At 67.4% G+C, this 14,519-nt stretch carries 12 protein-coding genes; 6 read left to right on the top strand and 6 right to left on the bottom strand.

The window, feature by feature from the left end; genetic code table 11:
* Window positions 1–133: 133 nt before the first annotated feature.
* A complete protein-coding gene (locus IDM40_RS28245; protein WP_235997646.1) occupies window positions 134–1,951 on the top strand; it encodes a hypothetical protein in 1,818 nt (605 codons plus the stop codon).
* 576 nt (window positions 1,952–2,527) lie between these two features.
* Here IDM40_RS28245 and IDM40_RS15730 read toward each other — a convergent pair.
* Entirely contained in the window at window positions 2,528–2,785 is a 258-nt protein-coding gene (locus IDM40_RS15730; RefSeq protein WP_193122760.1) for a hypothetical protein, read from the bottom strand.
* Between the two features lie 1,044 nt (window positions 2,786–3,829).
* Between IDM40_RS15730 and IDM40_RS15725 the strand changes: the two genes are divergently transcribed.
* The 3 genes from IDM40_RS15725 (at window position 3,830) to IDM40_RS15715 (ending at window position 6,572) form a co-directional block, all read left to right on the top strand.
* Window positions 3,830–4,984, top strand: a complete 1,155-nt coding sequence (locus tag IDM40_RS15725) for a M48 family metalloprotease (protein WP_193122759.1) — start codon at window positions 3,830–3,832, stop codon at window positions 4,982–4,984.
* Between the two features lie 230 nt (window positions 4,985–5,214).
* On the top strand, window positions 5,215–5,832 hold the full coding sequence (locus IDM40_RS15720; protein ID WP_193122758.1) for a TetR/AcrR family transcriptional regulator: 618 nt from the start codon (window positions 5,215–5,217) through the stop codon (window positions 5,830–5,832).
* The gene (locus IDM40_RS15715; RefSeq protein ID WP_193122757.1) at window positions 5,829–6,572 is read left to right on the top strand and encodes a GAP family protein; all 744 of its coding nucleotides are present in this window, start codon (window positions 5,829–5,831) and stop codon (window positions 6,570–6,572) included. Before IDM40_RS15720 ends, IDM40_RS15715 begins: the two co-directional genes overlap by 4 nt.
* Window positions 6,573–6,609: 37 nt before the next feature.
* Here IDM40_RS15715 and IDM40_RS15710 read toward each other — a convergent pair whose 3' ends face one another.
* Both IDM40_RS15710 and IDM40_RS15705 read right to left on the bottom strand, forming a co-directional pair.
* On the bottom strand, window positions 6,610–7,083 hold the full coding sequence (locus IDM40_RS15710) for a hypothetical protein (protein WP_193122756.1): 474 nt from the start codon (window positions 7,081–7,083) through the stop codon (window positions 6,610–6,612).
* Window positions 7,084–7,164: 81 nt separating this feature from the next.
* Complete coding sequence (locus IDM40_RS15705; protein ID WP_193122755.1) at window positions 7,165–8,592, bottom strand: hypothetical protein; 1,428 nt, start codon at window positions 8,590–8,592, stop codon at window positions 7,165–7,167.
* 826 nt (window positions 8,593–9,418) lie between these two features.
* Between IDM40_RS15705 and IDM40_RS15700 the strand changes: the two genes are divergently transcribed.
* The gene (locus tag IDM40_RS15700) at window positions 9,419–9,700 is read left to right on the top strand and encodes a hypothetical protein (protein ID WP_193122754.1); all 282 of its coding nucleotides are present in this window, start codon (window positions 9,419–9,421) and stop codon (window positions 9,698–9,700) included.
* A 452-nt stretch (window positions 9,701–10,152) separates the two neighbouring features.
* Window positions 10,153–10,353: a hypothetical protein gene (locus tag IDM40_RS15695; RefSeq protein WP_193122753.1), complete on the top strand. Its 201-nt coding sequence runs from the start codon at window positions 10,153–10,155 to the stop codon at window positions 10,351–10,353.
* Between the two features lie 13 nt (window positions 10,354–10,366).
* Here the strand turns inward: IDM40_RS15695 and IDM40_RS28655 are convergent, their stop codons facing one another.
* The 3 genes from IDM40_RS28655 to IDM40_RS15680 form a co-directional block, all read right to left on the bottom strand.
* Window positions 10,367–11,161, bottom strand: a complete 795-nt coding sequence (locus tag IDM40_RS28655) for a phosphotransferase (protein ID WP_216630880.1) — start codon at window positions 11,159–11,161, stop codon at window positions 10,367–10,369.
* 987 nt (window positions 11,162–12,148) lie between these two features.
* The gene (locus IDM40_RS15685; protein WP_193122752.1) at window positions 12,149–12,730 is read right to left on the bottom strand and encodes a VOC family protein; all 582 of its coding nucleotides are present in this window, start codon (window positions 12,728–12,730) and stop codon (window positions 12,149–12,151) included.
* 245 nt (window positions 12,731–12,975) lie between these two features.
* Window positions 12,976–13,623, bottom strand: a complete 648-nt coding sequence (locus tag IDM40_RS15680) for a dihydrofolate reductase family protein (protein WP_193122751.1) — start codon at window positions 13,621–13,623, stop codon at window positions 12,976–12,978.
* Between the last annotated feature and the right edge of the window lie 896 nt (window positions 13,624–14,519).

Genomic DNA, 14,519 nt, shown 5'->3' with positions numbered 1-14,519 from the left:
CCGCACGTGACCGATAGTGGGGCAGAGCCGCCACCACCAGCGGGGGCGGACCGGCGGACCGCTGCAGGGGCGGTACCGGTCGTCCGCGCAGGCACAGGGCCGGGCGGTACCACGGGGGAGAGGAAGATACGTCTTGGGCGCGGACCTGTTCGAGGACAAGTTCGACGGAGCGGTGTGGGCACTGGACCACCTGCCCGCCGACCCCCTGCCGCCGCCGGGGCCGGACCGCCCGGAGATGGACGCCGACCTGCACCGGGTGCTGACCGCGCTGGTGGAGCACGGTCACGACGGGCCGTTCCGGGTGCTGGGTGCGCAGGAGTGCGCGCTCATCGTGCTGCGGAGTGATTGGTCGTGGCTGCGCACGCACGCGGTGAACCTGGGCCTGGACGACGGGGCCTCAATGGGGCGCGGGGACGGGTCGGTTGGTCCTGGAGGCTCTGCCGGCCCCGATGCTTCGGGTGCCTTGGGCATCTCTGGTGGCCCTGGCACATCCGGCACCTCTGAGACCTCTCACGCCTCCGACGCGTCCGACGTGTCCCGTGCAGCCGGCTTCGCCGACGTCTTCGACGGATCCGAGGGTTCCGGCCGGGCTGACCCTGCCGGGGTCACTGACGCCGTCGAGCCCACTGACCCCGATCGTGCCGGCGGGTTCGGCCACGTCGATCATGTCGACGGTGTCGAGCGAACCGACGGCGACGACGCCGGGCGCGGCAACGTCGCCCGCGGTGGCGCTGAGCGCGGTGACGCTGACCGCGGTGACGCTGACCGCGATTCCGATGCCGATGACATCGATCGAGCCGATCGAGCCGATCGAGCCGATCGAGCCGATCGAGCCGATCGCCCCGATCACACCGACCGTGTCGACAACACCTCCCGCATCGACAGCACCGACCGCCCTTCCCCGTTCCCGCCCGGACGTCCGCCCGTGGTGGAGACCGAGGCGGATCTGGAACGTGCTCTGGCCTTCCTGGACTCGCAGGGCTTCCCGGACCGCGCGTTCGCGCTGTGCCGTGAAGGTGGGCGCAAGGCGCTGGCCGCTGTGCTTTCCGCCCGCGCGTACGACCGGCCCGCCGCGTGGCTCGCCGAGCACGCGCCGAAGAAGGTGTTGCGCGGGCTGTTGTCGGAGGTGGTGATGGCCGTGCAGCAGGTGCGGCTGACCGAGCGCGTCCCGGAGCGGAACGTGAACTCGGGTTTCCTGCCCGATATCGGCGGGGTGGTGTCCCGGCGTCGGCCGCGTTCGGTGCGCGGGGAGAAGTCGCTGACGCTGCCGACGTCGGTGCGGCGTGTGGTGCGTGGGGAGCACGGGACGCGTGTGGAGACCGAGGTCGTGCTTCCGAAAGCGGAGAACTCGCGGACCCTTGAAGGGCCGGACGGGTCCGAGCAGGCGGGAGGGACTGACGGGGCAGAGGCAGCAGATAAGGCCGAGGGGACCCAGGGGCCTGTGGGCTCGGGCCCTGTGGGTCAGGCGGGTCCTGCGGGCCAGGCGAGCCCTGAGAGCCCTGACGGCAACGCCGCTCGTGGCTCTGATTCCACCCCGTCCTCCACCGGTTCCATGTTCGGGCCGTCGAGTGGCCCGCATACGGGGAGCGTGCACTCTGCGGAGCCCGTCGTGGGACCGCGCCGCGGGGTGCCGGGGCAGCTGGCGACCATTCGGTGGGAGGGGTTCTCCCGGGCGTGGGACGACCTCGGGAACCGGTATGTGTTCTTGTTCGAGGTGGAGAAGGGGCAGCCGGGGCTGAGTTGGTTCCTGGGGATGGAAGTGGTGACCCAGACTCTGTTTCCGGCGCTGGCCGAGGACGCCAAGCAGCTCATGTTGCTCAACCCGGGACACCTGGTGACTCGGGCGCCGACGATCGACGGTCAGGTGAGTGGACGGCCCAGCGTGCGCACGGTGCCGGACGGGAACGTCGTGACGGTGAACCTGCGCAAGCACCGGAAGCGCCGCAAGTAGCGGAACCGCTGAAAGCGGTGCCAGCGGCGCATGCTGCGGAAGCAGCGCCAGCTGTGGTCCTAGCTTGTAGAGCGCATGCGCGGCGAGTACCCCCGTCGGAGCCCCAGGTTGGTAGGGCCCGCGCGTGGCGGATCCTCAGGACCCCAGGAACGCGCGGCGTCGGCTGAGGAACCCAAGGCCGACGTGGTTTTTCAGGGAACCGGTCTGCCGGCCGACGTCGCGCGCCAGGGATCAACCATGCGCGTGCAGAGTGTTCTCCGGCGCCTTCACCATTGGAGTCCGCCCCGGCCCTATCCCCATCCCCGCGCGTCCGGGGAGCACGCCTTGTACATCGAGGTGCCCAGGACCAGTCCGGACCACGCCCGCGTGCGCGGGGAGCACATGAAGGGCTCCGTAGCCGCGGACCTGCTCATGGGACCACCCCCGCGTGCGCGGGGAGCGCTCGTGAAGAGTCCTGAGACGGCCGCGCGCATCGTGCCATGCCCGCATGGCGGGAAGCACTGAACATGACACGGACTCGGCGCCGGCCCTGGGCCTGGGCCTGGGCCTGCACCCCGGTCTGCGCGCAGCTGGCCTTCACCCGGCGTCCTTGAGCTCGCGTAGTTCACGTCGGAACTGCTCGGTCAGGGTTTCGATGGCCTTCAGGTTGTCGGGGTCGACCTCAGCCACCGCATCGCGCGCGTTCAGTACCCGCGCGTTCCAGGCCTCCTGTTGTTGGGGATCGCCGAGCGCATCGCGGGAAAGGGAGATGTAGCGGGCCTGAAGTGCGTGTGCGCTGTCGTTCAGGGCGTCATAGGCGACTGTGGCTTCATGCTGGGTGCGGAGATCGGTCACATCTTCTCCTGGGCGATCGGGATGAGGGTCCACCCCCGCGTGCGCGGGGAGCACGACCGTAAGGTCCGGGTGTCCTCTCACTCCTTCGGACCACCCCCGCGTGCGCGGGGAGCACCACACAGCCGGGCAGCACGAGCGGCACCGGGCGGGACCACCCCCGCGCGTGCGGGGAGCACCTACATCACCCGGGCTACCGGGCAGACGGTGAGGGACCATCCCCGCGCGTGCGGGGAGCACGGGGTCGGCATCGACCCGCCCGAGATCGAGAGGGGACCATCCCCGCGCGTGCGGGGAGCACCACCCACCCCTTGGCCTCCATCGTGCGGGTGCCGGGACCACCCCCGCGCGTGCGGGGAGCACCCGCCTCGGCTCCCTCGGTGGGTCACGTGCAGGGGACCACCCCGGCGTGCGCGGGGAGCACCGCGCCCGCCGCGGCCAGGCTAGAGCTCAGCCTCCTCGTGGGACCACCCCCGCGTGCGCGGGGAGCACCCGCTCGGCATGGCGAGCATCGACCGGTTCAGGGGACCACCCCCGCGTGCGCGGGGAGCACATGCCTCGCCCCCCGGAGACGCACATGCGCGTGGGACCACCCCGCGCGTGCGGGGAGCACTCTTCCTGACCTGCAGTCCTAACAGCGGATAACCGGGAAATCTGCAAGTTGTGCATGTCCGGATAACACGTAGGTCGAAGTTCCAAAATGGCCCCTGCGAATCCAGCGAATCCAGACCCCCAGGGCTCCAGAAGATCCAAAGGCATAGCCACCGCCCAGTATGACGGGACCCAGCCCTGACGGAACAGGCTTCGGCCTGTCTCATCCCCATCCGTGCGGAACCACCGCCCTCTCGCTTCCCGCTGTCCCGCTGACCTTCCTGCACCGCCTTCGCCTTCGCCTCCGCCCAGCTTTCGCTCCCGCCTCCGCCTCTCCCTTCGTCTCCGCCTCCGCCCTGTAAGGTTCCGCCCGTGCGTTCCCCCCTCAAATCCCCCCGGTCTCCTTGGTCTCCCTGGTCCCCTCGGTCTCCCCGGTCTCCCCGGTCGGCCTGGCCGATGCTGCGCGCATGGCTCCTGGTGGCCACCTCAGCGGCCGGCTACGCAGCGCTCACCTGCTTCGTGGCCGCCCTGCTCCTGGGCACTGCGTGGTGGTGGCTGGGTCTGGCCCCGGTGGCGCTCGCGCTGCTGAGCGCGGAGACGGCGCTCCTCCTCACCAAGGACGGCAGGGAGGAGACCCAGGAGATCAGTGCCGACCAGGAACCCCGACTCCACGCCGTGGTGGACCGGTTGTGCGCCCTGTCCGGGCAGAGCAGGCCTGAGCTGCGCCGGTACCCGTCCCCGCTGCCGAACGCGATGTCCAGGCCGTCCAGGCCGTCCAGGCCGTCCAGGCGCGGCAGGCGCACACCACCCACGGTCTTCGTCAGCGACGCCCTCCTGGCCGACGTCGACCCGCAGTACCTCGAACCGGTGCTCGCCCACGAGCTCGCCCACATCGGCCACCGGGACGAGAAGGCCCTGGCCTACGCCGAGGCCATGTCCGGCGGCTGGGTGATGTACGCGGCCGTCACCCCGTTCACGGCCCTTGCCCACCTGGACGTTTTTGTGTGCGCTCTGGCGCGCATCGCCGGTGGCCGGTGGGAGCCGGTCACCAGGACGCCCGCCGCGCAGCGCCTGGCAGAGTGGCTGTCCGGGCCGGGCTCCGGGCCGGAATCCGGTCCGCGCGCAGCACGGTGGAAGCCGTGGATCCTTGCGCTGGTCGCACTGGCCCGCGCCGCCCTCTTCTGCTTCCTCGCCGTGATGCTCGTGCTCCCGATTGCCGGCTTCCTGCTGTACGTAGCAGTGTGCTGGCCCGGTGTGCTCACCTACCGGATGCTCGTCCGCCGCCGGGAGCTGGCCGCGGACCGCGCAGCGGCGGAGCTCACCGGGCAGCCCTTGCTTCTGGCCGCCGCGTTGACGGCGATGGCCGAGGAGGTGCGGACGCAGATCCCCGACGGAACCGACCTGCGCGGCGCATCCACCGGTCCGACCGCGCCTGCCCGGTCGGCGGCCCTGGCCGCCCTGACCTCGCTGGAGTTCCTGCCGTCTGCGCCCCCGGGGGAGAAGGGCGGGCCAGTGCGCCGGTTCGTCTCCCGGATCTACGCGACCCATCCGTCGCTCGACCGTCGGGTTGCGCAGCTCCAGGCGCTGTCCCGCGAGCCCAGCCGCGGCTGAGCCGGCTGAGCGGGCTGAGCCGACCGAACCGGCTGAGCGTTGACTGACCGGCGGACGGCGTACACGGCAGAGACGCCGGAGAAGAGAGGCGCACGCTCGAGCACCCTCGAGTCCTCGACCCCCTGACCCCTCGACCCCTCGAGTCCTCGAGCACGTTCAACGCCTCCTCTTCGTCTTCGTCCTTGGCTCCCAGATCCCCGGCACAAAAAATAAGCCTGTATTATTTTTTCATGACCACGCACATGGACGAGGACAGCCGCCGCAGACAGGTCGGCGAGGCCCTGCTGGACGTCGTCAGGGAACAGGGCATGGACGGCACCACTCTGCGGCAGGTCGCGGCCACCGCCGGGGTGTCCGTCGGGCTGGTGCAGCGCTACTTCCGCACCAAGGCCGAACTGTTCTCCTTCGGGATCGAGTACGTCTACGAGCGGTCCGAGGCCCGGCTTGGCGAGGTGCCCTGGGACGACCCCGGGATGTCGGCGCGCGAGGTCATCGAGCGCCTGGCCGAGGTGTCGCTGCCGTTGGACGAGAACCGCGACCGGGAGGTCCGGGTGGAGCTGGCCTTCATCCAGCTCTCGCTGAACAACCCCGAGTTGGCGAAGGTCCACGACCGGTATGCCGCCGAGGTGATCGAGCAGCTCCGCGCGATCCTGGAGTCCGCCCGGGCTTCCGGCGAACTGGCCGCGGACACCGATATCCCGACCACCGCCGCGGAGATGGTGGCCGTGCTGAGCGGTCTCCAGCTGAACGGGGTCGCCAACACCCACCAGGGAACGGAGGTCATGCGCGCTGTGATCTCCCAGTACCTGGACCGCCTCTTTCCCGCCCACTCAGGAGATGAGCGATGACCCTCGGACTCTTGGCCGCTCTGCTCGGCCTCGCACTGCTGGACAGCACCGCGTTCGGAACCCTGTTGATCCCGTTGTGGCTGCTCATGGCGCCCGGAAAGGTGCGGCTCGGGCGCATGGCGGTCTACCTGGGCACCGTCGTGGGCTTCTACTTCGTGGCGGGGTTGGCGATCGCCGCCGGGGCGGACGTGGTCGTCGACGCGGTCCGTGACGCATTCGCGCGGGTCCCGGATGCGGTGCTGCTGTCGGCGCAGGCGGGGCTCGGTGTCGTGCTGGTCGCGGTCGGCGTCTGGTGGGGTGTGCGGTCCGGCCGACGGGACGAGGACGCGGGCCCCGGAAGGCTCCAGCGTTGGCGGGACCGGGCGATGACCGAGGCCGGAGGGGGCGGCGGCAACGCCAGCGTCATGAAGCTCGCCCTGATCGCTGTGGGGCTGGAGATCGCGACGATGCTGCCCTACCTCGTGTCCATCGGGATGCTGGTGAACGCGCAGTTGGGCGTCGTCGGCTATGCGGCATGGCTGGGTGTGTACAACCTGGTGATGGTTCTGCCGGCCGTGCTGATCACGTTGGCGCGGTTCTTCTGGCACCGGCGCCTGGATCCGCTGCTGCACCGGTTGAACGAGCACCTGGCCCAGAGCAGTTCTTCGACCGTGGTGTGGATCCTCGTTGTGCTGGGCGTCGCGCTCGCCGGTCACGCCGGCTACTCCGGCTACTCCGGGTACGAGTTGCTCACTGGTTAGTGCTCCAATGGTAGATCGAACTCGATAGAGGACTTCCTCAAACCCCCCACAGGAAAAAGAATGCCCCCAAAGCGAAGAACCCCAAGGCCGTAAATACATGAATCCACAAAGAGAAATCCATTCGCACAGTCGCCCAAATAAGAAACCACTGAACAGAAAAACCTATGAACGCCAATGTTCCGCTAATGGTTAGTATCAGAACGGAAAACCCGTCCGTCGCTACCATGGAGATTGGCGCAAGGGAATAAATAAGTGCAGCTGTCATTGCTGACGAAAAATAGAGCTCTGCTGTGCGAGGGTTCCCTTTTCGAGCCAAGCAAGCGACAAGCATCGAAGCTGCGGAGAAAATGAGAAACATGACGAACAGGGACGCAATTATCAGGAGGGCCTGGATGGCTTCAATCCGCTGAGACACCTGAATGGGCGTCAATGCCAGAAGGAAGAAATGCATCGAGCTCCCAGTCGCGACCCTTGAGAGCACCAGTCTTTTAGGAACATCATCAGCATTCATGAAATTCTTGCCATGCAATAGAATCCTAGCCATAAAAATAAGTACCCCCGACCCAAGCCGGGGGCACTCATTGAGAGTTGTCTAGAAACACCCCGGATCCAAATCGTCCGGCTGGCTTTCGATGAAATCGAAAGGCTCAGAGGGCGCTGCCAACCAGATGAATCCCCGGTTCTCGTGCCGCTCGATGCATCGCATCATAGGGTTATTTATCGCTTCTTGCGAATCCTCGTGACTGGGGGTCGGATACACAGGGCCGTAAGTCCGAGTGAGTGCGGACTGATGACTTGGAGCTGCGTCCCTCGATCCGTTAATTCCGTAGGATCCATCTGAATACAATTCAGCATGAACGAAAATGTTGATGGCGGGAGCATCAAACACGCCGAACACCTGGCACAAAGGCAGGCTCGCATCGGCCGTCAGTTCGAACGTAGCGGATGTTTGACTGACCCCGATCTCCTCGTACTCCAGTTCATCAATCGGTGCCGTCTCTTCCGCCACAAAGCTCATGCTCCCATCCGGCTGCTCCTCATAAGCACTCGAGATTCCCATACGACGCCAGCCACTGGTGCTCGGGTCAGAGAACCCAGTGAACTCCATGTCCCCAGTGACTGAATTGTATTCATACTGTGGCCACATGAACGAAACAGTCGAGGCCAGGTTGACTCTACTTGTTCCGAACCCGGCATAATCATCCATTCCGAATCCACGATCGTCCCCGCCCAGGTGGATGTTCCCTTCCGCCTCCTCAGAAACGCAAACAGCAGGGAGAGCAACGTATTGGTCCTCGATGAAGGCGTCCCAAGCGAGCGTCATGCCGTAAGTGCCGAAGCTCAAAGCTTCCCTAACGTTCTCCGACTCTCCCGAAAGGGTAAGTTGGGAGTTTTCACCGAAACCAGGAACTTCGATATTCCAGTTGAGGCCCACGTCCCCCGGGTCATCGTCCCAAGCCAATGCATGCCCGATATCCTCTGCAGGGGCACCATGTTCCGTGGAGACTTGGTACTGCACTTTCTCCCCTGAGTACTCCTCATCGCGCAGCACGATTTCGCTCTCCCCGGTAACCTGAACTAGGCCCTGCGAATCTGCTTCTACAGTAGGTCTATGGCCATCTACATATTCCCCTATAGAGGATGCCAACTTGATTTCGAGCTGATTGGAATCTGCAATCCAAGATATATCCCCTCCTTTTTCTCCACTTCGCGGAGTTGATGTTCTCAGCATACTCCTGGCGAGAACATTCTCTTCGGAGTCCAGGGCGAGGAGGCGAAGTCGAACCACTTCCCCCTCCTCAAGCTCCTGGTATTTGAACTCCAGGTCCTGGCCCCGGTAGACAGGGGCGCCACCAGCCTCGATCGAGGAATCTTTGGGGATCTCTTCGAATACAGCATATTCTGCCGCACCGGAAACTTCGGACCAGCTCAGATGGACAGCATTTGTCTCTACTTCGTATGACTCGACAGGAACGGCAGGAACAGTCTCATCTGCTTGCGCATTCGGCGGAACCAGCATAGATGAAGTCAGTGCAAGAGCGACAGCACAGGGAAGCTTTCTCAAGACGAACCTCGGGGGATTTTGTGGGGGATTACTCCCTCAGGTTAAGTCAAGATTCCATCAGGAGATAGGGGGTGTCCGGGTTCGGTCAAGGTCAACTGACCGACTCGCCGAGGGCTCTTGATGCTTCATCATTTCCGCTGGTCATGTGGATGCATCCTCTCAAAAGTTTTTTTCAAATCGAAGCCGAAGAAGGAAAGTTTTATTAGTCCTCTTCCTGCTGGCTGTCTCTACTGTTAGAGGAGTGTCGGGTGCACCCCTCTTCCGGAGAGTTCGCAGCTTCGGCATCCCGCGTGTAGGCGCCGACCAGTTCGTTGGCCAGCTCCGCCATCGCCTCCTGGACGATCATGTCGGGGGTGCCTGGGTCGTCAATCGAAGACATGGGAGCTTCCGTCCGTCGCGGTGCGCGCCATCCCCGCGTGCGCGGGGAGCACTGGCGGGCAGGGCGCCGGCCCAGGCGTTGAGGACCTCGGCCAGCGGGGACCACCCCCGCGCGTGCGGGGAGCACCTCCACACACCGAGGCACTACTAGTGATCGTGGGGACCACCCCCGCGCGTGCGGGGAGCACCCTTGCTGACCTGGACTCCTACCATCGAGTAACCCGGAATTCTGCAAGTTGTGCAGGTGCGGATAACAGGTGGGGCGGAGCGCCAGGGGAAGCGGTCACGGGCCCAGTATGCCGGGGGCCGTTCCTGCGGAACAGTGCGCTGGGGTCCATCGTGGATGCACGTACGTTCATTTCGAATGCCTGAATCCGAATCCGAATCCGAGTCTGAGAAGGCAATGAACAGCTCTACGATCCTCTTGGCCGCAAGCGCGTTCCTGGCCGTGGCCACACTCGTCGTCCTCGGAGTGCTCGTGTTCCTGATCAGGTCCAGAGGTCGGACGAAGGCGGCGATCGTCATGCGGTGCGGTCTCCTGGCCATCACCGGTGGACTCGCGCTCGCCACCTTCGCCCTCTACTCGGACGCGCAGGCGTGGGTCACCGCCGGGAGCGCGGTCGCCATCGCGGGCGCCGTCGTCACTATCGCCTCGGTGGTCCGCAACCCCAGAGTCGCCTCCTAGGATCGGTGAGAGGGCTGGGCCGCCCAGCCCCCTCACCCGCATCCGGCGTTTAGCTCGAGCCAACGAGTGATGGAGTGACGGGTCGCGTCACAGTTTCGGCCATAGCTCGGTCTATAGCCCGAAGCATGGACCGAGCCGTAGGGCGATCGGCTTAGTGCTAGACCGAAAACTACGTTCCCCTTGCGGGGCCACCGGTGCAATCGGGATCACCGGCGTAGCTCGGGGCTCCCAGTGCAACCTGGGCCGGACGAGCGATTGGGGTTGGCCTCGAAGTGTCTGATCACCCTCCACGGAGCGCTCACGCCACGTGGGCCAGGGCAGGGAAGACAGCGCTGATCAGCGCTGCGGTACTGGCGGGCGCGGGTGCCCTGATCCTCGGCTTCGTTCTTGCCGTGCCGCAGGGGTTCACCTGGGGCGGGGCCGTCACGGCCTTAACCCTGCTTCCACTTCTCGTGCCCGAGCGCTACCGCCACATCGGCACCGGACTCGCAAGCGTCGCGATCCTGGCGATGGTCGGGATCAGCATCCTCTCCATCGGCCCGTATTTCCTGCCGGCGCTCGCCTGCATGGTGTTCTCGTCCGTGGCTTACTGTCTCGCTTCCAAACGCGCCGCCCGTCCGGCGTCCGGTGCACCGGTACCCGGGTATGAGTAGCTGACACGTCGGATCAGAGCGCCCGTAGGGCCTGTTCCAGGTCGTTGCGATGGCGGTCGAGCCACAGCAGTGAGCGCGCGGTGTTGGCTGCGAAGCGTCCGTTGTTCCAGTGGTGTGAGGTCTCTGCCTCGTCTCCCAGGGCGCCGGCGGCGACCCGCGCGGCTTGGGTGACCTGGACGCGGGCCACCTCGTCGACGAGGCGTGCTCGTTGCCGGGCGGTCAGCTCGCAGGCGTCGGCGAAGAGGCGAAGCCGTCGGGGACGCTCCGTCAGGGGCGGGGGAGGGGCGCCGTCTCCCATGGGCTCGTCATGGAGCGGGACCATGTGCCAGGCGGCGTAGGCGACGTCTTCGATGGCGCGGCCGGGTCGCGCAGAGTCGAAGTCGACCAGCCCGGACAGGCGCGGAGCGCCTGCGACCTCGTTCTCCAACATGTTCCACGGCGCGATGTCGTTGTGGATCACGGTGTCGCCGTGCAGGGGCCAACCCTCTGGGTTACGCCAGGTCGCGTTGGACGGGGCGCGGAAATCGCGCACGGCGTCGGCAAAGCCTGCCACGGCCTGGCCGACGTCGATGAGTTGCTTGTCGCCGCGCAAGGTCGGCACGGGTGCGCCAGGAACCCGGCTCAGGATGTCGCGTCCGTGCTCGTCGACGCCGAGGTAGTGCGGAGAGTAGGGGTATTCGCGCTTCTCGAGGTGCTTCAGCAGGGCAGCGATGGTGTCGCTGTGGGGCCCGCGTTCGCGCCGCACGGTTTCGCCCACGATCCACAGCCGTCCCATGGAACCGAGCCCGATGATCTCCTGTTCCTCCACCCCCAGCAGTGTAGGGAGCTGAACGCCACCACGGGCGCCGGATTGCGGCGGGGGTAGAAGGGGCGCGGTCCATCCCCGCACGCGCAGGGAGCAGTACCGGGCGGCCTCGGTCAGGTATTTCTTGTGGGGGCCAACCCCGCTTCCGCGGGGAGGAGCCGCTCTACGAGGCCCTGCGCTCGCAGGCCTGGGGGCCATCCCCGCGTGCGGTGGGAGTACCAAGCGCTTGGTCGACGAGCTCGACGAGATCGAGGGACCACCCTCGCGTGCGCGGGGAGCACGGGGTGAGTACCGCCTCCGGTCTCCCGGTCGCGGGGTCACCCCCGCGTGCGCGGGGAGCACCTACCGTGCCCCGACATGACGAAGGGCCGGGAAGGGCCACCCCCGCGTGCGCGGGGAGGCACGAGCTCATCATCAAGGCCACCACCCAGCAGATGGGGCCACCCCCGCGTGCGCGGGGAGCACCGGAGGAGCCCTACATCAGGTTCGCTCTTGAGAGGCCATCCCCGCACGCGCGGGGAGCACGACTACTCGGCCAACGCGCTGCTGCAGAGCGCGGGACCACCCCCGCGTGCGCGGGGAGCACGAGGCGCTCTACTCGGTGTGGGGGGCGGTGTGGGGGCCATCCCCGCGTGCGCGGGGAGTACCCGGAGAGCTTCAAGACGATCCACCTCCACTACGGACCATCCCCGCGTGAGCGGGGAGCACCCTTCCTGACCTGCATGGCTGCCCGCGGGTAACCCGGAGGTCTGCAAGTTGTGCTGGTGCGGGTAACGGGTGGATCGGGGGCCAGAGGGTGTGGCCACGTGGCCCAGTATGCCGAACGCCGAAGGCCTAACGGCTAACGCCAACGGGTTCGGGCCAGGCGGACAGGGATCCGGCGAGCTGGGAAGCGGCGTTGCCGCCTTGCCGCTCTGCCTCCGGGCGTCGTGTGCCGGCCGCTGGACCGCCCGCTCCGCCCGCCCGGCCCGCCGGGGGAGCCGGGGACGGCTACGCCGTCGCTCCGCGATCCCGGTGCGCCCGCACGTCCACGGGGCGCCCGTCGGGGTCGCGGACCGTCATCGTCCACTGCGTCGGCAGGGTCTCGATCGGCCCGGCCGGCAGCCCGGCGTCCAGGATCCTTTCCCGGACCTCGCACAGCTCCGCATACGTCGCCACTCGGAGCCCCCATCCCGCCCTGCCCACGGGATCAAGAGGAGCAAGAGGGTCGGGAGGGCCGTGAGGACCGTGCGGGCCTAGAGGGCTGTGAGGATCGGGAGTTCTGAGAGGACCAGTGGCTTGAGCGGCTGCGGGCTCGGGAGGACCGGGGGGTCGAGAGCTCGGGGGATCGAGGTCAGAGTCGGCGGGAGGGGCGGAAGGAGCGGAAGGGGCCGAAGGGGCGGACATGCCGGTCTCGACGATCATCAGGTGGTCGTTCCCGCCGACGTCGACGACCGCAAAGCGAGGTTCGGAAGAGGTCGCTGCGCGCTCGAAGGCGAGCTCCGCTCCGAGCAACCCCGTGTAGTACGCCACGAGCCGGTCGAGGTCGATCGTGGTCAGAGTCAGATGGTTGATCCCGAGGAGGTCGCTCATGTTCGGGCAACAGTAGCGTTCCGGCATGGACGATAGGGGCGGGTCCAGTGCCTCGTGCGCCTCCGGCGGTTCCCACATCTGCCGCGTCTCCGGCGCCCCCGCGTCCCCCTGAGGCTCCTGCGCCTTCCGCGCTCCGTGCCTGCGCCTTGTGCGCTCTGTGCCCCGCACCTGCCACGCCTGCCGTACCTTCTGCGTCGCTACTGGCCTACAGAACTACTGCGCTACTGAGCTGTTGAATTACTGAATTACTGCACGCGGTATCGCAGGTGCATGACTCCGCTGCTGAACCGGCGTTCCTCGATGAGTTCGAGGTCGGCGCGAGTGTCCGTCGGCAGTGCGCGGTTGCGTCCGCCGAGGAGGACCGGCCAGACGAACAGGGCCAGCTCGTCGACCAGTCCGGTGGCGAGAGCCTGTGCGGCCAGGTTCGGGCCACCGATCAAGAGGTCCCTGCCGGCGGCGGCCTTCAGGTCGCGCACCGCGTCGGGGTCGAAGCGGCGTTCGAGCCGAGTGTTCGCGGTGGACGGTGCGACCGGCGTAGCCGGAGCGGCCGGAGTGGCGGGCGCGGCCGGCGTAGCCGGAGCGGCCGGTGTGGCCGACGTTGCGGATGTGTCCGCTGCGGCCAGGGTCGTGGAGTAGACGATCTTGTCCGCCGCCTGCCAAGCGCTCGCGTAGTCGGCCGTGAGGTCGGAGAGCGCGGCCAGGGTCGGATCGGTCTCCCACACGGCCAGCGTCTCGTACATGCGCCGCCCGTAGAGATACGTGCCCGCGGACCGCATGATCTCGGTGATGGAGGCGAAGACTTCGTCATCCGGCGGAGCCCAGTCGAAGGCGCCGTCTGCGGTCTCGGTGTAGCCGTCGAGCGACATGTTCGACGCGTAGATCAGCTTCGCCATGGCTGCTCCTGCAGCTTCGTCGACCGTCTCGATGTCTTCGCCGTCCGGTCCGGTGACGGGGCTGGGCGAGCGCACCGGACTCCTTCGACGATCGTCTCAGAAATGCAGGTGAGGGCAGGTCAAGCGTTGCTTGACACGGCACCAGGGGTGCTCGGGAGTATCCCCGCGTGCTCGGGGAGTACCCCTTGGTCTTCACCCGTGATGAGTGGGACGCGGGGCCATCCCCGCGCGTGCGGGGAGCACAGCCGGGCGACAATGTCGGCGCCCAGCAGCACGGGATCACCCCCGCGTGCGCGGGGAGCACACCCGGCGGCTGATGCCGCGCAAGCTGTTCCCGGGACCATCCCCGCGTGCGCGGGGAGCACCCCATGAGCCCGGGCGAGGTGGGTTTCCGCCAGGGGCCACCCCCGCGTGCGCGGGGAGCACATCGAGCAGGCCACCACTGACGCCGAGGCCGAGGGGCCATCCCCGCGTGCGCGGGGAGCACGCCCACGAGGTACTGGCGCGAGCCGGCGGCCCGGGGCCATCCCCGCGTGCGCGGGGGGCACCACCGGCTGGCCGAGATCTCCGGTGCGGTCCGGGGGCCATCCCCGCGCGTGCGGGGAGCACGGCGTGCTGCGCGGGGGTCGGGCGGACCAGCGGGGGACCACCCCCGCGTGCGCGGGGGGCACCACCGGCTGGCCGAGATCTCAGGTGCGGTCCGGGGGCCATCCCCGCGCGTGCGGGGGCACCGGGACACCGTGGCGTGGTCGGCGCGCACCGGGGGGCCATCCCCGCGCGTGCGGGGAGCACGGCGTTCTGCGCGGTGGTCAGGCCGACCACCCGGGGACCACCCCCGCGTGCGCGGGGAGCACTGGCCGAGGCCCTGGCCGCGCGTGAGCCCACAGGGACCATCC

The organism is Nocardiopsis coralli (assembly GCF_014892575.1).
In the GTDB taxonomy this organism is placed as follows: domain Bacteria; phylum Actinomycetota; class Actinomycetes; order Streptosporangiales; family Streptosporangiaceae; genus Nocardiopsis; species Nocardiopsis coralli.
Note: the sequence above shows the minus strand (reverse complement) of the source record. Positions and strands in the feature narration are given on the sequence as shown.

What these genes read in the sequence shown, in the direction of transcription:
- IDM40_RS15705 (WP_193122755.1), bottom strand. Translation starts at nt 8,592, where the DNA reads ATGCTGGTTCCGCCGAATGCGCAAGCAGATGAGACTGTTCCTGCCGTT.
- IDM40_RS15685 (WP_193122752.1), bottom strand. Translation starts at nt 12,730, where the DNA reads ATGAGCGACCTCCTCGGGATCAACCATCTGACTCTGACCACGATCGAC.
- IDM40_RS15680 (WP_193122751.1), bottom strand. Translation starts at nt 13,623, where the DNA reads ATGGCGAAGCTGATCTACGCGTCGAACATGTCGCTCGACGGCTACACC.
- IDM40_RS15720 (WP_193122758.1), top strand. Translation starts at nt 5,215, where the DNA reads ATGACCACGCACATGGACGAGGACAGCCGCCGCAGACAGGTCGGCGAG.
- IDM40_RS15700 (WP_193122754.1), top strand. Translation starts at nt 9,419, where the DNA reads ATGAACAGCTCTACGATCCTCTTGGCCGCAAGCGCGTTCCTGGCCGTG.
- IDM40_RS15725 (WP_193122759.1), top strand. Translation starts at nt 3,830, where the DNA reads ATGCTGCGCGCATGGCTCCTGGTGGCCACCTCAGCGGCCGGCTACGCA.
- IDM40_RS15715 (WP_193122757.1), top strand. Translation starts at nt 5,829, where the DNA reads ATGACCCTCGGACTCTTGGCCGCTCTGCTCGGCCTCGCACTGCTGGAC.
- IDM40_RS15710 (WP_193122756.1), bottom strand. Translation starts at nt 7,083, where the DNA reads ATGAATGCTGATGATGTTCCTAAAAGACTGGTGCTCTCAAGGGTCGCG.